General features: G+C 58.9%; 21 protein-coding genes. 12 read left to right on the forward strand and 9 right to left on the reverse strand.

Annotated features, from left to right (window positions below; all coding sequences use genetic code 11):
- Window positions 1-9 precede the first annotated feature (9 nt).
- On the reverse strand, window positions 10-1,194 hold the full coding sequence (locus BSG20_RS22845; RefSeq protein ID WP_244541391.1) for an adenylate/guanylate cyclase domain-containing protein: 1,185 nt from the start codon (window positions 1,192-1,194) through the stop codon (window positions 10-12).
- A 190-nt stretch (window positions 1,195-1,384) separates the two neighbouring features.
- Window positions 1,385-2,134 (reverse strand): SDR family NAD(P)-dependent oxidoreductase, encoded by a 750-nt coding sequence (locus BSG20_RS22850; protein ID WP_072378845.1) that lies wholly within the window; start codon window positions 2,132-2,134, stop codon window positions 1,385-1,387.
- Between the two features lie 94 nt (window positions 2,135-2,228).
- Between BSG20_RS22850 and BSG20_RS22855 the strand changes: the two genes are divergently transcribed.
- Together BSG20_RS22855 and BSG20_RS22860 are read left to right on the forward strand one after the other, a co-directional pair.
- Entirely contained in the window at window positions 2,229-3,161 is a 933-nt protein-coding gene (locus BSG20_RS22855) for a LysR family transcriptional regulator (protein ID WP_072378843.1), read from the forward strand.
- Window positions 3,162-3,315: 154 nt separating this feature from the next.
- The gene (locus BSG20_RS22860; protein ID WP_072378841.1) at window positions 3,316-4,044 is read left to right on the forward strand and encodes a DUF6088 family protein; all 729 of its coding nucleotides are present in this window, start codon (window positions 3,316-3,318) and stop codon (window positions 4,042-4,044) included.
- A 526-nt stretch (window positions 4,045-4,570) separates the two neighbouring features.
- Here BSG20_RS22860 and BSG20_RS22865 read toward each other — a convergent pair.
- The 5 genes from BSG20_RS22865 to BSG20_RS22885 all read right to left on the reverse strand — a co-directional run bounded on the left by BSG20_RS22865 (window position 4,571) and on the right by BSG20_RS22885 (window position 9,382).
- Window positions 4,571-5,332 (reverse strand): SDR family NAD(P)-dependent oxidoreductase, encoded by a 762-nt coding sequence (locus tag BSG20_RS22865; RefSeq protein WP_072378839.1) that lies wholly within the window; start codon window positions 5,330-5,332, stop codon window positions 4,571-4,573.
- A 12-nt stretch (window positions 5,333-5,344) separates the two neighbouring features.
- Window positions 5,345-6,154, reverse strand: coding sequence for an ABC transporter permease (locus BSG20_RS22870; RefSeq protein WP_072378837.1), 810 nt, complete (start codon window positions 6,152-6,154; stop codon window positions 5,345-5,347).
- Window positions 6,154-7,020 (reverse strand): ABC transporter permease, encoded by an 867-nt coding sequence (locus tag BSG20_RS22875; protein WP_072378836.1) that lies wholly within the window; start codon window positions 7,018-7,020, stop codon window positions 6,154-6,156. The genes BSG20_RS22870 and BSG20_RS22875 overlap by 1 nt, the downstream gene beginning before the upstream one ends.
- 80 nt (window positions 7,021-7,100) lie before the next feature.
- Window positions 7,101-8,264, reverse strand: a complete 1,164-nt coding sequence (locus BSG20_RS22880; RefSeq protein ID WP_072378835.1) for an ABC transporter substrate-binding protein — start codon at window positions 8,262-8,264, stop codon at window positions 7,101-7,103.
- Between the two features lie 23 nt (window positions 8,265-8,287).
- Complete coding sequence (locus BSG20_RS22885; protein WP_072378833.1) at window positions 8,288-9,382, reverse strand: ABC transporter ATP-binding protein; 1,095 nt, start codon at window positions 9,380-9,382, stop codon at window positions 8,288-8,290.
- A gap of 193 nt (window positions 9,383-9,575) precedes the next feature.
- Here BSG20_RS22885 and BSG20_RS22890 point away from each other — a divergent pair, with 193 nt between their 5' ends.
- Window positions 9,576-10,391 (forward strand): helix-turn-helix domain-containing protein, encoded by an 816-nt coding sequence (locus tag BSG20_RS22890; protein ID WP_072378831.1) that lies wholly within the window; start codon window positions 9,576-9,578, stop codon window positions 10,389-10,391.
- Here BSG20_RS22890 and BSG20_RS37645 read toward each other — a convergent pair.
- Window positions 10,347-10,802, reverse strand: coding sequence for a 3,4-dihydroxy-2-butanone-4-phosphate synthase (locus BSG20_RS37645; protein ID WP_083539975.1), 456 nt, complete (start codon window positions 10,800-10,802; stop codon window positions 10,347-10,349). The genes BSG20_RS22890 and BSG20_RS37645 overlap by 45 nt on opposite strands.
- 228 nt (window positions 10,803-11,030) lie before the next feature.
- Here BSG20_RS37645 and BSG20_RS22900 point away from each other — a divergent pair, with 228 nt between their 5' ends.
- The 5 genes from BSG20_RS22900 (at window position 11,031) to BSG20_RS22925 (ending at window position 15,595) form a co-directional block, all read left to right on the forward strand.
- Complete coding sequence (locus BSG20_RS22900) at window positions 11,031-11,933, forward strand: LysR family transcriptional regulator (RefSeq protein WP_072378829.1); 903 nt, start codon at window positions 11,031-11,033, stop codon at window positions 11,931-11,933.
- Window positions 11,934-12,068: 135 nt separating this feature from the next.
- On the forward strand, window positions 12,069-12,965 hold the full coding sequence (locus BSG20_RS22905; RefSeq protein ID WP_072378827.1) for an NAD-dependent epimerase/dehydratase family protein: 897 nt from the start codon (window positions 12,069-12,071) through the stop codon (window positions 12,963-12,965).
- 53 nt (window positions 12,966-13,018) lie between these two features.
- Complete coding sequence (locus BSG20_RS22910; RefSeq protein WP_072378825.1) at window positions 13,019-13,987, forward strand: aldo/keto reductase; 969 nt, start codon at window positions 13,019-13,021, stop codon at window positions 13,985-13,987.
- Window positions 13,988-14,121: 134 nt separating this feature from the next.
- Window positions 14,122-14,412, forward strand: coding sequence for an acetylxylan esterase (locus BSG20_RS38440; protein WP_083539974.1), 291 nt, complete (start codon window positions 14,122-14,124; stop codon window positions 14,410-14,412).
- Window positions 14,413-14,797: 385 nt separating this feature from the next.
- A complete protein-coding gene (locus BSG20_RS22925) occupies window positions 14,798-15,595 on the forward strand; it encodes a creatininase family protein (RefSeq protein WP_072378819.1) in 798 nt (265 codons plus the stop codon).
- Window positions 15,596-15,598: 3 nt separating this feature from the next.
- Here the strand turns inward: BSG20_RS22925 and BSG20_RS22930 are convergent, their stop codons facing one another.
- Entirely contained in the window at window positions 15,599-16,549 is a 951-nt protein-coding gene (locus tag BSG20_RS22930; protein WP_072378817.1) for a LysR family transcriptional regulator, read from the reverse strand.
- A 185-nt stretch (window positions 16,550-16,734) separates the two neighbouring features.
- Between BSG20_RS22930 and BSG20_RS22935 the strand changes: the two genes are divergently transcribed.
- From BSG20_RS22935 to BSG20_RS22950, 4 genes are all read left to right on the forward strand, one after another.
- Window positions 16,735-17,751, forward strand: coding sequence for an ABC transporter substrate-binding protein (locus tag BSG20_RS22935; protein WP_072378894.1), 1,017 nt, complete (start codon window positions 16,735-16,737; stop codon window positions 17,749-17,751).
- Window positions 17,752-17,813: 62 nt separating this feature from the next.
- On the forward strand, window positions 17,814-18,641 hold the full coding sequence (locus tag BSG20_RS22940; protein WP_072378815.1) for an ABC transporter ATP-binding protein: 828 nt from the start codon (window positions 17,814-17,816) through the stop codon (window positions 18,639-18,641).
- Window positions 18,638-19,483: an ABC transporter permease gene (locus BSG20_RS22945; protein ID WP_072378813.1), complete on the forward strand. Its 846-nt coding sequence runs from the start codon at window positions 18,638-18,640 to the stop codon at window positions 19,481-19,483. Before BSG20_RS22940 ends, BSG20_RS22945 begins: the two co-directional genes overlap by 4 nt.
- Window positions 19,483-20,796 (forward strand): cytosine deaminase, encoded by a 1,314-nt coding sequence (locus BSG20_RS22950; RefSeq protein WP_072378811.1) that lies wholly within the window; start codon window positions 19,483-19,485, stop codon window positions 20,794-20,796. The genes BSG20_RS22945 and BSG20_RS22950 overlap by 1 nt, the downstream gene beginning before the upstream one ends.

The following is a 20,796-nucleotide window of genomic DNA, read 5'->3' on the forward strand; positions in this document are numbered from 1 at the left end:
CCGTTGGGATCAGCAAGGCATTTGAGAGGCGTTCAACCGCAACGCGTGAACACCGATCGGAGCATCGAAGCCGGAGACCCTTTGCGGACCGAGGTAGTCGGTTTGATCAAAGCATGCGGCTGCTTGTACGAAATCTCCGGAGAGCAGGACTGGACGATTTAGTGTTTTGGTGAGCGCCTCGAGTTTGAAGGCCAGATTCACCGCGGATCCGATCACGGTGAAATCGAGACGCTTTTTGGAACCGATGTTCCCGTACATCACTTCACCGAGGTGGATGCCGGTGCCAAAGCGGACCACTTCGGCAGTTCGTCGCAAGCAGGACGCGCTTTGATATCCTTCCTGCACCGCCGCGAGCAGATGCTGGCAGGCATCCGCGCCATCCATTGGAAATACCGCCAGGAGGCCGTCTCCGATGAATTTCAGGATCTCGCCGCCGTGACGTTCAATCGGCTCCGCGACGACATCGAAGTACCTGTTTAAGATTTCGATCAGTTCGTCACGCGGAAGACTGTCAGACAGACGAGTGAAGTTTCGCAGATCGCAGATCAGGATTGCTGCAATGATCGTCTCTCGACTGCCACGCGTTATCGCGCCGTGCAATATCTCGTCGGAGGCGTGCGCACCCACGTAAGTCTCCAACAGCGTTCGAGCCAGTTGGTCCTTTACCCGTATTTCGGTGACGAGCGAGTACCACGGCATCAGCGTGTCGAGGAGCGCCAATTCCTGATCCGAAAAACCATCGGGACGATCGGTAGCGAAGGTAATGAGGTGGCGGCGACCCTGCGTGTGATCGAGGGGCCAAGCCACGTAGTCGGTATGGCCCTCGTGCTTCAGCTCCTCGTATACGGCAAAGATATGCGGGCCGTTGATCTGGAGCTTCTGGCGAACACGCTTTCCGCTATCGATCGCCACCCGAAATGGGCTGCGTAGAAATACGTCGGTTGCCTCGACGTCATAGGCGATCGTCTGAACGCTGGCATCGGACTGGCCGCGCATCCACGTCATCCGCGTTCCCAGCCACTGCGGATGGTGGACCCGAAGATGCAGCGTCGCTCTGCTAAGAGGAATCCCACATGCGACGATGCGGGCACAGAGCTCCGCGAAGACCTTCTCCCCCCGCGGCTGGTACCGAACCCCGGCCGCGAGCCAGTCCAGAATCTGCACCCGAAATCTAAGGTCTAGTTCGACACCCATGGTCTCCAGCATTTACGCCGAGGCTATTGTAGCGGTAGATATACGAGCGTTCTAGTTGACACGGCACATCATAATCGCACCCGCAACAAGGGACTTTGAAGCCGGTGCTGCCCCCGAGCGACACGGTACGCGCACCAACTTCTCGAAGTAGGGCAGAACTCAGGATCGGATCGCGTTCACTGCCTTGTTGTCACACGAGCGCCATCCCACCATCGACGTGGAGCTCGACGCCATTTACGAAGCTTGCTGCATCAGAGGCGAGAAACAGAGCGGCTTTTGCCAGCTCGTCGGGGCGACCCAAACGGCCGGCTGGTATTGCTTTCGATAGTTGGTCGATCATCTCCGGCCGATTTTCTTCCGACACGCCTAGTTTGGCTAGAATCTCAGTTTCTACGGGCCCCGGACTGAGGACGTTCACGCGGATCTTTCTGGCCTTGAACTCGAGAGCCCAGTTGCGAGCGAACGCTGCGATCGCCGCCTTCGTACCTGCATACAACGTGTGATTTGGAAGTATCTTCGTCGCCGCGAGCGAACTTGTCAGGATAATGGTACCCCCGGTCCGAATAAGCGGCGAGATGGCCTGAACGCCGAAGAATACGCCGCGGGTGTTAATCGCAAAGTGTTGGTCGTACTCGTCCTCCGTGACTTCGTCGGACGGCAAGAGATTGATCACTCCGGCGTTCGCCATGTAGATATCAAGTGCGCCAAGACGCCGGCGGATGTCTTCTGCAAGGTCGTGATGATGGCTCCTGCTCGCTACGTCGCCGACGACGCCAATGGCTCCATTGCCAATATCCTTGGCTGCCTGATCGACGACATCCTTCCTTCTCCCTGTAATGATGACTTGAGCGCCTTCTTGGGCGAAGAGCATGGCAGTCGCTTTGCCGATGCCACTATTGCCGCCGGTAATGACCGCGACCTTATCTTTGAGACTAGGCATTTTCGTTCTCCATGTTGACAGGGCGAACGTATGCTGCTGCCTGAATGGATTTTAGCCGTGTCGTCGGCACATAACTTTTTCCTCGGAGGTTCAGGTGACCCATCTGCTGAATGAGATGTCGGGATTGATCGCGTTCGTGCGCACGGTCGAAGTTGGATCGTTCAGTGCGGCTGCTCGGGATCTGAAAACATCACCCTCCGCCATTTCGAAGAGCGTCGGTCGGTTGGAAAAGCTGGTCGGATCCCGTCTTTTTCTCAGGTCGACACGCGCCCTTACACTGACCCCCGACGGGCAGATGCTGTTCGAGCGGATCGGTCCACTGCTGCGCGAACTCGATGCATCGGACGATGGGCTGTCAAGTAGCAGCGGACTAACCGGACGATTGCGATTCAGTATGCCCGTCGAAATGTCAGGGCTGTTTCTCGGGGCGATCTTCACCAAGTTTGCCGAGGAATACCCTGACCTAACGCTGGACATCGGGTTGACAGACAGGTTCGTCGACATCATCCGGGACGATTACGATGTCGTCTTCAGGGTCGGGGAGGTCGTGCAACCCGATCTGGTTGTTCGGCATCTCGCGGATCTCGACATGGTTCTGGTTGCAGCTCCGTCGCTTCTGTCGAAATGGGGCGTGCCGAGGATAATCGATGACTTTCAGAGCATGCCCTTTGCGCGGTACTCCGTTGGCAGCCGAACGGCGCACATCGCCTTTGCCGACGGGTCCAAGATCCTCCCAACCGGGCGAATAGACTGCGACAGCGGCATCGCTCTACATTCGGCAGCGCGGCACGGTCTCGGAGTAGCCTTGCTCTTGCGTTGTGTGGTGGCAGACGACTTGCATTCGGGAATATTGATCGATGTGACACCCGCGGGCGCGCTCAAGCCGATGCGCTTCTGTGCTGTTCACGCGCTTGGTCGGACCGTGCCGTCACGTGTCAAGCTGCTTTCCGATTTCGTAGCGCTTGAGGCCCAGAAACTCTCGATTCGTGCTCGGTCACCTGGAGATTCCGCTGCGGCGAGGGATTGACGCTGCGCGACAATCACAGCCCCACCAAGTGGTTACGTGATCCCATCCAGATTAGGCCGACTGGCGACATCTTACTGACCAGAATTTGTACATAAACTTTGGTCACTTGCCACTGACCAGAGTTTATATATAATCTTTGGACATTGGAGAGCCGATGCCCGACCCGACGTCAGACACCCTAGATCGGATCTATTCCAGGATCGCTGCTAGCGCGCCTTCTGGCGTATGGTTCCGTGGTGACTTTCTCGATCTGGCAAGTCCGAACGCGGTAGAAAAGGCACTCCAACGCCTGACAAATCGAGGGGATATACGCCGGCCACACCGAGGTTTGTACGACAAACCCACGGTCAGCAAGCTGACTGGCAAGATGGTCTTCCCACCTCGCGCTTCCTTTGTCGATGCAATCGCCCGCCGCGATAAACTGCGCATTCTCGTGGACGGAATGACTGCGGCCAATGACCTGGGTCTGACAACGGCGGTTCCAGCGCGGTCTACGGTTCACGCCGATACATACCCTCGCACCATCGAGATCGACGCGAGCGCCGGCGATCCGAAGGCCGGCCAACGCGTGATCTATACGCTCGACTTCAAACGAATCTCGGCGAAGGCCGCGTTCTGGGCGGGTAGGCCAGCCATGCGCATCGTTCAGGCGCTGTCCTGGTTGCGTGATGATCGAAGTAGCCTGGAGCCCGCTATCAACGGGATCATCCAAAGGCTGAGAAACAGCCCGCATCGGGAGGCAATTTCCGACGATCTGCGTTCAAACGTCGACGCTCTTCCAGCATGGATGTACTCAACGGTGCAAGAGATGACAAAAGGGCTATCGGCGGATCGCAGCCCGCAAAAGACCGAAGAAGAGGGCTATGCAGGAAACGTTCATTGAGATTCTCCGATCGCCGATGCCGTCTTCCAAAGCCCTGAACCCGGCAAACTCCGTCCCGTCGATTGCCGCCTGTCTAATTTTGGCTATGGCCTATCATTAATTTGGCCCTTATGGGGCGGAGGTGCGTTTCAGTCTCGTTCCGTGGGAGCGGTATATTGTCGTTTCTACTTTAAGAAGCACGTCGCGATTTATGCATCTTATAATTGTTAAAATGGCATAAGCTGAATTATGGAACTGGCGTTGGGCCCCTGTTACCGCATGAGCGGTAATCTCGGCGCGGAAGCGGTGATTGTAGCGCACATCGCCGATGGAGGAAGCGGCATCGTAGATCATGCACTTTCATAGCCCACCAACCATTCCTTGAAGTAACCCCGTTGTATGATTTCAAAGGGTTGTTGCGCGGCTCCACCTTATCGCCCAACCCCGAAGTAGGATCATCGATCGTCACTACGCTGCAATTGCAAAGTAGGCTGTTGACCTTACGCGTCTTCAAAGACGCTCTTTGCGCAAACGAGACTGACCAAATTCAGACGATGGTCTCCCCACCGTCGACGACGAGGATTTGCCCGGTGATGTAGGACGAGCGGTCCGAAACAAGGAAGAGAATGGGCTCGGCGATCTCGGAGACGTTCGCCCAGCGCCCAAGCGGCACTTTCTCGGTGATGTAGGCCTCGATCGCGCCGCGCCCGCCCATCTGGGCAATGAACGGTTCGTTGAACGGCGTATCAACCCAGCCCGGGCAGAGCGCGTTGACGCGGACGCCGTGTTTGGCGTAGTCGCCGGCCATTTGCCGGGTCATTGCAATGACGGCATGTTTCGTCGTCGTGTAGGCGATCATCTCGCGATCGTAGAGGACGCCTGACGAGGAGGAGGTGTTGAGGATGACACCGCGGCCGACCTTCTTCATCAGCGGCATGACGAAGCGCGCCGCCATAAAGTGCGCCCGAACATTCAGGCTCCACGACCTGTCGAACCCCGCGACCGCTACCTGTTCGAGATCGCCCGCCACCTGGGCGCCGGCGTGATTGTGGAGGATGTCGATGCGGCCGTGACGTTCGGCGACCGAGGCGATGCCGGCTTCGAGTGCTGCGTCGTCGGTGACGTCGAGAACGAGGCTTTCGGCCTTGCCGCCGGCGGCTTGGATCCGACCAACGGTTTCGGCGGCATTGCCGGCACTGAGATCAGTCACCACGACGAACGCGCCTTCCCCGGCCATGAGCAGCGCGCCGGCCTGGCCGATGCCCGACCCGGCTCCAGTGACGATCGCGACGCGATTTTCAAGAATCATGGTGTTTCCCGTTCAGTTTGGTGTTTTTTCGCGCATCAAGAAGCGCGCGATGAGGATCAGTCCCAGCGATGCGGTGAGCACCATGGTGGCGATGGCGTTGATCTCCGGCGTCACGCCACGGCGGATCGAGGCAAAGACGTAGATCGGCAATGTCGTATTCGATCCAGCGACGAAGAACGCGATGATGAAATCGTCGAAGGAGAAGGTGAAAGCGAGCAGGAAACCCGCCAGGATCGACGGCAGGATTTGCGGCAGCACGATTTGGCGGAAGGTCGTCAGCGGCGTCGCGTAGAGATCACTCGACGCTTCGACGATATCGCGCCCGAGGCCGGCGATACGCGCTTTCACGATCATCCTCACCAGCGCCATGGTGAAAAGTCCGTGGGCGGCGATGATAGAGCCGTAGCCGAGCGACAGCTTCGGCGGTTGGTCGCCTGGCCAGATCGCCGCCAGCAGTGGATTGATGAAGCCGAAGACTTCAACGAGAGCGACGAGCGTGGCGATGCCGATCACAACGCCCGGAACGACGATTGCGGCGGCAAACAGGCCATCGAACACGGCCCGCGTCCTGGCGCCGAGCCGCTCCATGCCGAGCGCAGCCATGGTGCCGAAGATGGCCGCGAGCGCAGCGCTGGTAAGCGCGATGACAAGGCTGTTGCGAAGAGCTTCCATGAGGAAGGTGTTGGACAGCGCCTTGCCATACCATTGCGTGGAAAAGCCTGTGAAATCCGAGGCGTTGCGGCCCGCATTGAACGAAAACAGCACCACCAGCGCAATCGGCGTGTAGAGAAAGAGATAGACTGCCGTAACAAGCCCACGCATCAAACAAGATCCACCTGGCGGGTCCCCGCGACGCGCCACGCAACGCGCATGGCGACGAGAAGCACGATAACGACGACGACAACGAGGGTGACGGCGATCGCGGAGCCGAACGGCCAGTTGCGCGATTGCAGGAAGAGGTCGACCAGCGCGTTGCCGATGAAGAAAACCTTGCCGCCGCCCAGCAGCTGCGGGATCAGATACTCGCCGAGCAGCAGGATGGTGACCAGCGCCACGCCCGTCATCACACCCGGCAGCGACAGCGGCAGCGTTATGCCGAAGAAGGTCGAGAGCGGCTTGGCGCCGAGGTCCGCAGAGGCTTCCAGCAATCGGCGGTCCAGCTTCTCCAGGCTGACATAGATCGGCATGATCATCAGCGGCAGATAGCCATAGACGATGCCGAGGAGAACTGCGCCCGGCGTGTTGAGAAGACGCACGTTCTCGATACCGATAAACTCCAGCAGATGCGGGATGCCGCGCGCACCGAGAATATACATCCAGGCATACGTGCGAACGAGCAAACTGGTCCAGAACGGCACCACGACAAGAGACACCAGCAATAGCCGATGCTGCGGACTCGCCTTCACCGCCAGATAATAGGCGACCGGATAGGCCACCAAGAGGCAGACAAAGGCCCCGATCGGCGCAAGCACCAGCGTATTCTTGAAAGCCGCCGCACGGGATCCAAGATTGGCGAATTGGGCAAAGGTAAATGCCGCCTGATAACCGCCCTCCGGCGCCCGCTCGCCAAAGGCGAAGACAACGATGGCGATGAACGGCAAGACCAGGAACACGAACAGCCATGCGCTCGCCGGCGCGACGAGCGCCGCAGTGATTAGTCGCTTTCTGGTGTCCGGTGACACGGCCATTCTGAACGTTCGCTGTTTGGAGTCTACGAGGCGGCTTGCCTCTTCCCGGACCCGGGGAGAGGCATTGCATGAGGGCAGGGTCACGCCGACTTGAACCGCGCCATCAGCTCGGCACGACCCGGATCGGTCAGGGTTACGGCGGCGCCGAATTCCAGCGGCGTCAGCGACGCCTCATCCGGATAGACGATCTTGTTCGAGGTGACCTCCTTCGGCAGCAATGAAATGACGCGGCTGTCGGTGGCCGGCGCGCCGTTGGCGATATGCTCCTTCCCTGCGTTCGCAGGATCCATCAGGTAGTTGAGGAGAGCGTAGCCGGCCGCCTTGTTCGGAGCGTCCTTCGGGATCGCGTAGTAGTCGGTCCAGATTTCGCCACCGTCCGTTCCGAGCACGTAGGCAAGCTCAGGCATGTCGCGGTTGAGCTGCGCGCCGTCATTCGTCCAGCACATCGTCATCCACGCGTCCGTGGCGCGCATGGCCGGCTGATAGTCGGAGTTGATGGCGAAGAGATGCGGCTTCACCTTGATCAGCAGCTCTTCGGCCTTCGCCAGTTCCTCAGGCTTGATCGAATTGAAACCGTAGCCCAGCGAAACCAGCGCGCTGCCGATTGTGGTCAGCTGATAATCATGCACCATGGCGCGGCTGTCGGCTTCGGTCTGGGCAATCTCGAAGAAGTCCTTCCAGCTCGAAAGCTTCGTCTTGATCTTCGAAGTATTGACGGAAAAGCCGGTCGTGCCCCAGTTCTTCGGCACGGCATAGGTCTTGCCGTCGATCTGGCCTTCCTTGGTGAAGCGGGGGTTTTCAGTCGACTGGCTGAAATTCGGAATCTTTGAAAGATCCAGCTCTTCGATCAGGCCGAGCTTTTGGTGGGTTGAAATCGTGTAGTTCGTTGGCACGAATAGCGACCAGCCGGAAGCACCCGCCTGCAGCTTTGCCAGCATTTCCTCGTTCGAGCCGAAAACGTTGACTTCCACGGCAACGCCCGTTGCCGCCTTGAAGTTCTCGAAGGTCGCCGGGTCATGATAGTTCGGCCAGGTCGCAATCGACATCTGCGTACCAAGTTCGCCGGCGGCGTAGGCCGGTGTCGACAGCGCCCCGGGAAAGCGCGACATCACGGCGGTCGCAAGACCGAGGCCGGTGACGCCGAGGAAGTGACGGCGGCCGACGGAGCCGCGCTTCAGGCGCATGAACTCGTCCATGAAGCCTTCGGCGGAAATGGGGAGATTATCCTTATAGTCCTTGCTCATGATGCTGTTCCCTTGTTTTGATTTTATGCTGCACTTGATGCTGGAAAGACGTGGGCTGCGAGCGGGTCGAAACCGAGGAAAACCGCCTCGCCCGGCTCGACCAGGTCGCTCTCGTTCATGCTGCGCCGGTCGGCCGTGACCAGGAAGTCGCCGAGCCCCGGAACCGTCACCGCATATTCCGCAGAAGAACCGAGGAAGATGCGATGGGTGACAGTGCCCTTGAAGCTGGCAAAGCCGGGCGCCTGAGCCCGTGTCAGGCGGATAGATTCCGGGCGGATCGCGACGATCGTTTCGCCGGGCGAAACGGGACTCCCAGCAGCGATTGCGGAACCGTCCGCAAGACGCAGGGTCGCGCCATCCGCCTCCATCGTTGCATTCACCCGATTGGTCTTGCCGACGAAATCGGCCACGAACAGATCGGCCGGGCGGTCATAGACCTCCTGTGGTGAACCTAGCTGGCGAATGCGCCCTGCGCTCATCACGCAGACGATATCTGCCATCGAGAGCGCTTCCTCCTGATCATGTGTGACCAGAACAAAGGTAATGCCGAGTTCACGTTGCAGTGTCTGCAGTTCGATCTGCATGGCCGAGCGCAGCTTCTTGTCGAGCGCAGCCAGCGGCTCGTCGAGCAGCAGCACTGACGGGCGATTGACGATCGCGCGTGCTAGCGCCACCCGCTGCTGCTGCCCGCCGGACATCTCGTGGATGCGGCGCTTGGCGAAGCCGCCGAGGCGCACCATTTCGAGCGCTTCCGTGACGCGCCGGTCGATTTCGGTCGCCGCAAGCTTGGGCCGCATCTGCTTCAGCCCATAGGCAACATTCTGCCGGACGTCGAAATGCGGAAACAGCGCATAGTGCTGGAAGACCATATTCACCGGTCGCCGGTAGGCCGGTACGCCGTTCATCTCGCGCCCGTCGATCAGCACCGTGCCTTCGCTTGGCTGCTCGAAGCCGCCGATCATGCGCAGGCAAGTGGTCTTGCCGCAGCCGGAAGGGCCGAGCAACGCCAGAAAGGCGCCCTTCGGCACATTGAGGTTGATGTCCGTTACGGCGGTCACAGCGCCATAGTTCTTGGTGACCGAACGGAATTCGATATCGTTCGTCGAAGCGGATGCCACGTCTGTTCCCTGCGGTTGGTTTGGATTGGGCAGTCTAGCGCTGCCTTTTGCCACCGTCGTTAAGGAAAGACTAAGCTCGGCCCTCCCTCACGGTATATACCCCGAGAGAGGTATTTTAGCCATCGAGCCTTCGTGGAAGGTATATACACGGGGAGCGCAGATTTCCGCGCAAGGCGATCAGGAGGTCCCGGGAATGAGCACTGACTTGGAGGCGCTATTTCAGGCCTTCAACGCCACCGTCGGCCGTCCGGCGATGGGCGACGCAGAATTCGGCGAGACCTTTCGACAGATGATGGCGGCACTCGTGCGCTTCGACTATGTCGTTGTTTTCGCCTATCGCGGCAAGGAGCGGCCGATCGATCTCTACAGCACCTTCGACCCGAAGGAGCACATCATTTTTGTGACGCTCTATCAGGCCGGACCGTACCTGCTCGACCCGTTCTACCACACTGCCCACGAGCGCCGCGCAGGCGTGTTTCGCATGCGGGAACTTGCACCCGACAGGTTCTTTTCAAGCGAGTACTATCGTACCTACTACGTCCAGACGGGGCTGGCGGAGGAAATCGGCTTTTTTGTCACTGCCGATGACGACATCACTATTGTTCTCTCGCTGATGCGCCGGGAAAAGACCGGCCCCTTCCCGTCTCCAGATTTCGCTCTTTTGAAGAAAGCGGAACCGCTGATCGCAAGCATGGTCCGGTATTACTGGGCAGGGCTTGGATCCCGCTTCGATGCGCAACTGCATTCACGAGGTCGCGGTGGCCGCAGGCGCGACGCTGGTGAAGGGTCCCTGCAGCCCGCCGAAGCCGTGTGGCGAGATCTCAATCTCACCAACCGCGAGACCGCGATTGTGGACCTTGTCCTTCAAGGACACTCTTCCGAGTCGATCGGCCTGAGGCTCAACATCTCGACCGGCACGGTCAAGGTCCATCGCCGCAACGTCTACCGGAAGCTCGGAATATCATCACAGACGCAATTGCTCGCCATATACCTTAGAAATCTTTCCTGAGGCGCGGGGGAACCAACGCGCTAGCTTCGTGGAGGCGGTGCTGTGGATCGTTCGTTTGAATGCCAGGGTTGGCTCCACTGTCGGTTGCGAAATTCCTGCTGACCGATAAGCTATCAAGTCCTCAATGGTTACTAAATGCAGCCCATGTCGCTCAGCGAACGTTTCAAGATCTAGTAGACGCGCCATCGTGCCATCATCGTTGGCAACTTCACAGATGACGCCTGACGTAGAAAGACCTGCGAGCTTGGCTAAGTCCACGGCCGCTTCGGTACTCGCGGTACGATTGACGGCGATAAGCATTGATGGAGGATCCATCGACACAGCAATGACCGCAGTCGCGGCCATCCCGCTCGGTCTTCCGCTGGCATCTCGCGACGTGATGATCGTGACGCCGGCTGCCAGACCGCGCATCGCTCCCTTGAGTTGTTGGTCTAGATTGGGGGCCGCAGCGTTGACTAACCAAAATCGACCTGCACCGCTGAACGATCCATACACAAATGCTCATGATTGCCCGAGATTGAAAGGCGTGATTTTACTCGGTAACTGTATGACCGGAAGCAAAGCATCCGAGTGCTGCGCAGTGCCCAGAAAGACCGCCTTTAAACCGGTTTTCGCCTCAACCAGCCTCCTGAGATCAATATGCAGTTCAAACGCAATGAAATTCACGAGCTGTCGATTTTTATCACGATCGTCCAGTATCGTAGCTTCAGGAAAGCGGCAGATCACTTGGATGTCACGGCTTCCGCCCTTAGCCACAGCATGAAGGCCCTTGAGCAACGACTTGGCGTTCGCCTGCTTAATCGCACCAGCCGCAGCGTTGCGCCGACTGCCGCCGGCAAAGCCCTTGCCGAGAAGATTTCTGCCGGACTCGAGCTGATAAGCTCCGGACTGGAGGACCTGAGCGAGCATTATCAGGGGGCCGCTGGCAGCATTCGCATTAATGTCCTGAAAGATGCTGCTGTTATGCTTTTGAGGCCGGCAATTCCGGTCTTCCAGCGGCGCTTCCCGAATGTCGAGCTCGAGGTCGCCGTGGACGATCAGTTTGTCGATGTTACAGCGGGAGGCTTTGACGCCGGCATCCGATACAGCGGCACCGTACCGGAAGATATGATCGCAGTTCCTCTCACTGGCCCTCTGAAATGGGTTGCGGTTGCGGCCCCGGACTATCTTAAGATCCATGGTCGCCCGGTGATGCCGGAAGACCTCCACTCCCATCACTGCATCCGTATCCGGACAGGCCGCGGGCAGATCTACAAGTGGGAGTTCGAACGCGGCGACGAGCGGCACGAGGTCGACGTCCCCGGGGCGCTGATTTCCGGAGAAACCGATCTTGCCATCAATGCTGCCCTGGAAGGTGTCGGGATATCCTATTGCCTGGAAAGACTCGCGAGCCCCTACGTTTCGGCAGGACACCTTGAGGTGGTTCTCCCAAAATGGGCTTCGATGGGCCCGCCACTATCAATGTACTATTCCAGCAGACGACAGCTTCCCTTCGGGGTCGAGGCCTTGATCAAGGTCGTTCGAAATCTCAACGGACTCTAGGGCTATTTCTGATCGATGAATCAGAGTCATCGGTTCAATGATTTCTAATCCATTGATTCATTGCTTCCCAGCATCGAACCTTCACGTGCCCTGACTTCAACGCGGGGCGTTGTTTCAGAAGAGGCGAACAATCGAATGAGCAAGCGAATCGTATTCACCGGTGGAAGCGGCAAGGCCGGCCGCCATGCCGTTCCATATCTGGTGAACAAGGGACACAAGGTCCGCAACCTCGACCTCGTTCCATTGGACTGCCCCGGCGTGCAGACGCTATTCACGGATCTGACCGATAGCGGTCAGACTTTCAACGCTCTGTCGATGCACTTCAGCGGTGAGGATCTGCAAACGGAAGGCGGACCGGCGCCGGTTGATGCCGTCGTGCATTTCGCAGCGATTCCGAGCCTCTTGCTCAAGCCCGACAACCAAACCTTCATGGTCAATGCACTCTCCACCTATAACGTCATCGAAGCTGCGGTGAAGCTTGGCATCCCAAAGGTGATCATCGCGTCGAGCGAAACGACTTATGGCGTCTGTTTTGCGGAGGGCGACAAGGATTTCCACTCATTCCCGCTCGAAGAAGACTATGACATCGACCCGATGGACAGCTACGGTCTATCCAAGGTCGTGAACGAGAAGACGGCCCGCGCGTTTGCGATGCGCAGCGGGATCGACATCTACGCTTTGCGGATCGCCAACGTCATCGAACCGCATGAATACGACCGTTTTCCCGGTTTTCTCGCCGATCCGGCATCGCGCAAGCGGAACGCCTGGAGTTATATTGATGCTCGCGATCTGGGGCAGATCGTTGACCTTTGCCTACAAGTCGACGGTCTTGGATTTCAGGTTTTCAACGCCGTCAACGACACTATCACCGCGACGGAACCGACGCGTGATTTCCTCGGCAGATGGGCGCCGAATACGCCCATCGTTCGAGAACTCGGCGAATTCGAAGCGCCTCTCTCGAACCGGAAGATTCGCGAGGTTCTCGGTTTCAAGGAAGAACACACCTGGAGGAAATACGTGTCCAGCCTGTGACGTCGCAACCGGGTATCGCCAGCACTGACAATCATCACCTCGGAGGAAAAATCATGAAAACCGTGAGACTTGGTAAAACCGGCCTTGAAGTCAGCCGCATCTGCTTCGGCTGCATGTCGTTCGGCAAGCAGACGGACGAGCGCCCCTGGGTTCTCGGGCTCGACGAAGCACGGCCGATGTTCAAGCGCGCCTGGGATGCCGGTGTCAATTTCTTCGATACGGCCAATGTCTACGCGCAGGGTTCCAGCGAAGAGATAACCGGCGTCCTGCTCAAGGAACTGGCGCCCCGCCAGGAGATCGTGCTCGCAACCAAGGTATTCGGCCGCATGCGTCCCGGCCCGAACGGCCAGGGCCTGTCCCGCGCCGCGATCCTTGCCGAGATCGACAACAGCCTGCGCCGCCTCGGCACTGACTATGTCGACCTCTACCAGATCCATCGTTTCGACCCGTTCACTCCGGTCGAAGAAACAATGGAGGCACTGAACGACGTCGTGCGCGCCGGCAAGGCCCGGTATATCGGGGCATCCTCCATGTGGGCCTGGCAGTTTTCCAAGCTCCAACATGTCGCCGAGGTCAGCGGCTGGACAAAATTCGTCTCGATGCAGAATCAGGTGAGCCTCACCTATCGCGAGGAAGAACGCGAAATGCTGCCGCTCTGCGCCGATCGTGGCATCGCCGTATTGCCGTGGAGCCCGCTCGGCGGCGGCAAGCTGACACGTCCCTGGGGCACCGAGACTAAGCGCGCCACCACTGACCGCTACAATAAGAGCATGTATGAGAAGACTGGCGACCGGGACATTGTCGACGCAGTCGAAACCGTCGCCAAGGCGCGGAACACTTCTATGGCGCAGGTCGCAATGGCCTGGGTTCTCAAGAAGCCGGTCGTGACCTCACCGATCGTCGGCGTTAGCAAGATGAACCATCTCGAGGACGCAATCGCCGCAGTCGACCTCGAACTCACCGCTGTGGAAATCGAACAGCTCGAAGCCGCTTACAAACCGTTGCACGTAAGCGGTTTCTGAGCAGAGCCGAAACAAACCAAGGGGCTTGCAAACGATGATCACCGCAGCAGATAGGCTATTTCCGGCTTCGCTTACTCGGCATTGAATGCACCGGTGCCGGTAGGGCCGCATAACCACGGAGATTTCACGCGCCACTGTATGATCTTGGCTTGAAGGAATTGCGCGAATACAGAAGCGAAACGACCTGCCCGGGCGATTTCGATTCCTTCTGGGAGACAACCCTTTCCGAAACGCGTCAGTTTTCGTTGGACGCCAGCTTCATGAGGTCCGGGCATGACGTCACAGTGTTCAATCGCACCCGTGCAAAGGCCGACGAAATCGTGGCACTCGGAGCAAGGGCTGCGGCTACCGTGGCCGAGGCTTGTCAAGGCGAGGCCGTCATGACGATGCTGGCTGGCGAGCCTTGCGATCGATCAGGGACTTAGGAAAAAGCTTGTCGACCATGAGTCTGTTCCGAACTCAGAACCTGTCCAACTTAAAGTGAGTGAATGGCCATATTTAATCAAACACCTCAGCTTCGTGTTCAATATACAGAGCTCAAGAGCGTATTCTCCTCGCCATGAAACTCAATGGCAAAGAACCAGTCGCAGCTCGCCTTGAGGGGGTTCGAACCGACAACCCGGGATAAGTGCAGCAGGCATAACAGAGATTTATGGAACAGTTTGGGATACAAAATCTGTTGATCCGGCTTGAACTCCTGCACTTTATCGTATCGCAAAAAGGCAGCGGCGCGCACGCAAATTGATGCTTTTCGCATGCCGCATAATTCCCTAGTCACTGAGAGAAACTCAAGCAAGGGAACGCAAGGCAATGGCGACGCCATTCTATTGGAACGAGCTCAACACCTATGACTTTGCCGGGCTCTCGGCCGATACAACCATTGCCATTCTTCCAATCGCCTCGACCGAACAACACGGGCCGCATCTGCCGATCGCGACCGATGTGGCGATCGCAAACGGAATGCTTGCGGAGCTTCGCCGCCAGCGGCCTGATGATCTCGATATACTGGTGCTACCCACACAGGAAATCGGCAAGGCCAACGAGCATATCTATGGACCGGGAACACTCTCGCTTTCTGCCGAACTGTTGATTCCCATTTGGACAGCACTCGGCGCCAAAGTTGCCGAAGCCGGGGTCCGCAAAATGGTGATCGTCAATTCGCACGGGGGCAATGTCGACATCATGAGCATCGTCGCGCGAGAGCTGCGCGTGCGCTACCAGATGGCGGTCATCTCGACCCAATGGGGCCGTTTCGGAAATCCGGACGGCATGATCAGCGACCACGAATCCCGATATGGCATCCACGGCGGTGAGGTCGAAACGTCCTTGATGCTGCATTTCAGGCCGGATCTCGTCCGCATGGACAGGGCACAGAACTTCGCATCCAAGGCTGAATGGATGCGCGAGCAGTCGAAATACATTCAGCCGCTGCCGCCGCATTCGCTGGCCTGGATCGCGCATGATCTCAATCCCCACGGTGTCGTGGGCGACGCATCGCGCGGCACGGTGGAGAAAGGGGAAGCGATCTGCCGCCATCAGGTGCGGGGTTTCATCGACCTTCTCTGCGATCTGAAGCGCTATCCGCTCACCAATCTCTACTCACGCTAGATCTCAGGCTGCCGATGGCCTGTCCGGAGCAATGTGTCCCTTGGCCTGCAATTCTTGAACAAGGCCGGCAAGCTCGGCCAGCAGATATTCGACAAACAGGCTGGTTGCCGAATCGAGTGGCGCGCGGGCGCGGGCGAAGAGCTTCATCGGCTGGTGCCTGCCATGAGGCTCGGCAATCGGCCGGAAGACAAGTTCGCCGGCGCGGCACTCGGTGATGACGTCGAGCGGATTGAGCAAGGTCAGCCCGGCCCCGCATTTGACGAGCTTCTTCAACATCTCAGACGCATTGCTTTCGAGAACGGGCTCTACCGAAACATCCAGCCGCGCAAGCGCCAGGTTGATGACGTCACGAAGGCTGGTGCCCGTCTGCGCGAGCACCAATCGTTCCTGCACGATGTCGCCCAGGCTGATCGGACCGTGCCCGATAAGGCGATGTCCGGACGGCAGCACGACGCCGATCGGGATATCGAAGTTGCCGAGCGTACGAATTCCTGGTGTCGCCGGAATGTTGAAGCCGAGGCCGATATCGACGTCGCCCGAGAGCACCGGATTGACGGTCGTCGTGCCTGCATCGTTTCGGATCTGGAAATAGACGCGCGGATGCTCCGACTGGAACCGTGCGATGATTTCCGCTAGCGGTCCTGACGCGAGGCCGACGGTCGTCACCAATCTCACCTTGCCAGCCTGCTGCATCTTCAGACTCCTGATCCGGCCCTCCAGCCGGTCGTAGTTCTTCAGAACCTCCCGAATATGCTCGATGCAGAGCTCGCCGGCCGCCGTTAGGCGCAGCCCCCGTGGCAAGCGTTCAAAGAGCGGCGCCCCGATTTCCGCCTCGAGTGCCAGAATCTGCCGGTTGATCGCAGATGACGCAACGTTCAAGCGCGCCGCGGCTTTGCGGATAGAACCAGTGCGGGCGATCTCGTTGATGTAAAGCAGCTTCCTGGAATGCAGCATCCGACCCCTCGTTGCATCATTTTTGAGCGCTACGCACAAATTAGGCACAGGCTCGCTGTGAGATGCCAAAAAGGCATCGTTGCGCACGAATTTTGATGCTTTTCAAACAGCAACGCAATCGCTCAAATGAAGAAAATCGGGCGCCGAAGAGCGCACCGAACGGCCTAAAAAGGGGAACGCCGATCATGTCCAACGCACTGAAGAACTTGGCATCTGCCGCCGCTTTGGCACTGGGGTGCACTGTTGCGCTCGCAGCTCCCGGTTACGCGCTCGACAAGGTGAGCTACGGTACCAATTGGCTCGCGCAAGCCGAGCATGGCGGTTTCTATCAGGCAGTCGCCGACGGCACCTACACAAAGCTCGGACTTGACGTGACCATCGTGCAGGGCGGCCCGAACGCGGCAAACAGCGCATTGCTGATCTCCGGCAAGATCGACTTCTATATGGGCGGCCCGCAGGGCGAACTGTCGGCGGTCGAGCAGGGTATTCCGCTCGTAGACGTCGCGGCGATCTTCCAGAAGGACCCGCAGGTTCTGATCGCCCACCCCGACGCTGGCGTCGAGACGTTCGAGGACCTTGCCAAGCTGAAGACCCTGTTTCTCGGCAAGGACGGCTATCTGACCTACTTCGAGTGGATGAAGGCGAACTACAAGGGCTTCAAGGACGAGCAATACAAGCCATACAACTTCAACCCCGGCCCGTTCCTCGCCGACAAGGAGTCGGGGCAGCAGGGCTACCTCACCTCCGAACCCTATGAGATCCAGAAGCAGACCGGCTGGGAGCCGAAAGTATTTCTGCTCGCCGACAACGGCTACTCCCCCTACTCCACGATGATCACCACGACGCAGTCGATGATCGACACTAAGTCGGACGTCGTGCAGCGCTTTATCGATGCTTCGATCGAGGGCTGGTACAACTATCTCTACGGCGACAACACCAAGGCCAACGAGCTGATCAAGAAAGACAATCCGGAGATGACGGATGGCCAGATCGCCTATTCGATCGCCAAGATGAAGGAGTACGGCATTGTCGAATCCGGCGAAGCCCTCGACAAGGGGATCGGCTGCATCACCGACGAGCACTACAAGAAGTTCTTCGCCGAGATGGTCGGCATCAAGGTTCTCAAGGCCGACACGGACTATACCAAGGCCTACACCACGAAGTACGTCTGCAAAGGCGTCGGCATGGCCCTGAAAAAGTGAGGCACACCAAATTGGTTTGCCGCTCCTGGCGGTAGCCGGCCCATGATGAAAAGAGACAGGCGATGCCTCTAGCCTCAGTTCAGATCCCGGCAAATACGGACGCGCGCAAGAGACCGCTCGTTTCGATGCAATCGGTCTCGAAGGTCTTCTCCAGCGGCACGGTCGCCTTGTCGGGCATGTCATTGACGGTCGAAAGCGGCGAATTCATCAGCCTGCTCGGACCTTCCGGGTGCGGTAAATCGACGGCACTGCGCATTATTGCCGGCCTCGGCGATATTTCTTCCGGGACGATCGACTGGCCAAGTTCCCGCATCAACTCGAGGGGTCTGCCGGAAGGCGATATCGGCTTCGTGTTTCAGGAACCGACACTGATGCCGTGGAAGAATGTCTTCGGCAATGTTCATCTTCCGCTGAAGCTCCGCGGCATGTCGAAGGCTGCGGCGCGTGAGGAGATCATGAGGGCCTTGACGACTGTCGGCCTGCAGGACTTTGCCGAAGCCTATCCGCGCGAGCTCTCCGGCGGCATGAAGATGCGCGTATCCATTGCGCGCGCATTGGTCACCAAGCCGAAGCTGTTGCTGATGGACGAGCCGTTTGCGGCCCTCGACGAGATCACCCGCCAGAAACTGAATGACGACGTCCTGCGCCTCTGGAAGGCGACAGGCATTACAGTGATTTTCGTCACTCACTCGGTGTTCGAGTCTGCCTATCTCTCGAACCGCATCGTCGTCATGAAGGCTCGCCCGGGACGAGTCCATGCCGACCTGCCGCTTGTCACCAGCCTCGAGCGGGACGCCTATTACCGCGCGTCCGAAGAATATCGCCAGGCTTGCGAGACCGTGTCGCGCTCGCTGATCGGCGCCATCAATGCCGCAAAGGAGAATACATGAGCACGGATATTGCCGATGCGCCGGCGGCATCGTTGTCAAATCCGATGACGGCAAAGCGGCGCGACATTGTGCTGCGGATTGCGGTGCCGTTCGCCACCGTCGCAGCCCTGGTTGTCGTTTGGGGGCTGTACGTCAAGCTTTCCGGCGTGGCGCCCTATATTCTGCCCGGCCCCGGCGCGGTGGCCTCCGCCTTCGTCAGCGACTGGGGAACGCTCGCGCCCGCGCTCTGGGTAACAACCAAAATCACCTTCATGTCGCTGCTACTGGCGCTTGTCGGCGGGGTCGGCTTTGCCATCTTCCTTGTGCAGTCGCGGTGGATCGAGATCGCGTTTTATCCGCTGGCGGTCATCCTGCAGGTCACGCCCATTGTCGCGATCTCGCCACTGATCCTTATCTATGCACCGTCGACACAGGTGGCGCTGCTCATCTGCGCCTTTCTCGTCGCGTTCTTCCCGATCCTCTCCAACATGGTGCAGGGCTTGAAGAGCGTTGATCACAATCTGATCAACCTCTTCGAACTCTATGGCGCCTCGCGCTGGCAGACACTGCTGTATCTCAAGCTGCCGGCGGCGCAGCCCTATTTCATGACCGGCCTGCGCATCGGTGGGGGCTTGGCGCTGATTGCCGCCGTCGTTGCCGAGTTTGCTGCGGGTTCGGCCGGTGCGGGCTCCGGCCTCGCCTTCAGACTTCTGGAAGCGCAGTACCGCATGAACATCCCTCGCCTCTTCGCCGCCCTGCTGATGCTCTCGCTGCTGGGGGTGGCGATCTTCGTGATCACCTCTTTCATTTCCTGGCTCAGCCTGCATCGCTGGCATGAGAGCAGCCTCAAGCGGGAAAACTGATGACGTACTCCTTCATGTCACCTCCGAACGCCGGTCGCTTCGTGCTGAGCAATGCGACGCTGCCCGTCGTTGCCGTCGAAGGTTTCACTGCGCCGGCAAAGGAAGGCCTCGTGCGTGCTGATATCGTCATCGAAGACGGTCTTTTCTCCGCGGTCCTGCCCGCCGGAAGTGCCCCGCAGGAATTGGCGAAATCCGACCTGCGCGAAGGGATGGTCTGGCCATGCTTTGCCGATGTCCACACGCACCTGGACAAGGGACATATCTGGGGACGCAGCAGCAATCCGGACGGAACTTTCATGGGTGCCCTGCAGGCGGTCGGCGCCGATCGCGAAGCGCATTGGTCGGCCGATGATGTGCGCAAGCGCATGGAGTTCTCCCTGCGGTCGGCCTATGCGCACGGCACGAGCCTGATCCGCACGCATCTGGACGCGGCCTCCCCCCAACATCGCATTTCCTTCGACGTCTTTTCCGAGGTGAGGCAATCCTGGAGGGACAAGATCGCGCTGCAGGCCGTCGCCCTCTTCCCAATGGACGACATGGTGGATGAGGCGTATTTCGCCGATCTCGTCGCCGTCGTCCGCAATGCGGGCGGTCTGATCGGTGGCGTCACCAAGATGGGGCCGAACCTCGCATGGCAGCTCGATACGCTCTTTCATGCGGCGGCGGAGAACGGTCTCGACGTCGATCTTCATGTCGACGAGACAGATGACCCCGGCGCGGAGACTTTGAAGGCGATCGCCGAGGCCGTTCTGCGGAACCGCTTTGCCGGCACGGTGACGGCCGGCCACTGCTGCTCGCTTGCAAGGCAGGACGATGGAGTAGCCGAGCGCACCGTGGAACTGGTCGCTAAAGCCGGCATCTCGATCATCTCGCTGCCGATGTGCAATGCCTATCTGCAGGATCGCTATCCCAACCGCACACCGCGCTGGCGGGGCGTGACGCTGTTTAAGGAGCTCGCGGCTGCCGGTGTCGCAACGGCAGTCGCATCCGACAATACACGCGATCCATTCTACGCCTACGGCGACCTCGATGCGGTCGAGGTGTTCCGCGAAGCCGTGCGCATTCTTCACCTCGACCATCCGCTCGATACGGCCGCGCGTGTCGTAACCACCTCGCCCGCAGACATTGCCGGACGCCACGATCTCAGCCGCATCGGTGCCGGCAGGCCCGCCGATCTCGTCCTCTTCAGTGCGCGTGGCTGGAGCGAATTTCTTTCCCGTCCGCAGTCTGACCGCGTCGTTCTTCGCCGCGGCAAGGTGATCGACCGCAGCCTGCCGGACTACCGTGAACTCGATAGCGTCGTTGGAGCCTGA

The organism is Rhizobium tibeticum, assembly GCF_900110205.1.
Taxonomy (GTDB): Bacteria; Pseudomonadota; Alphaproteobacteria; order Rhizobiales; family Rhizobiaceae; genus Rhizobium; species Rhizobium tibeticum.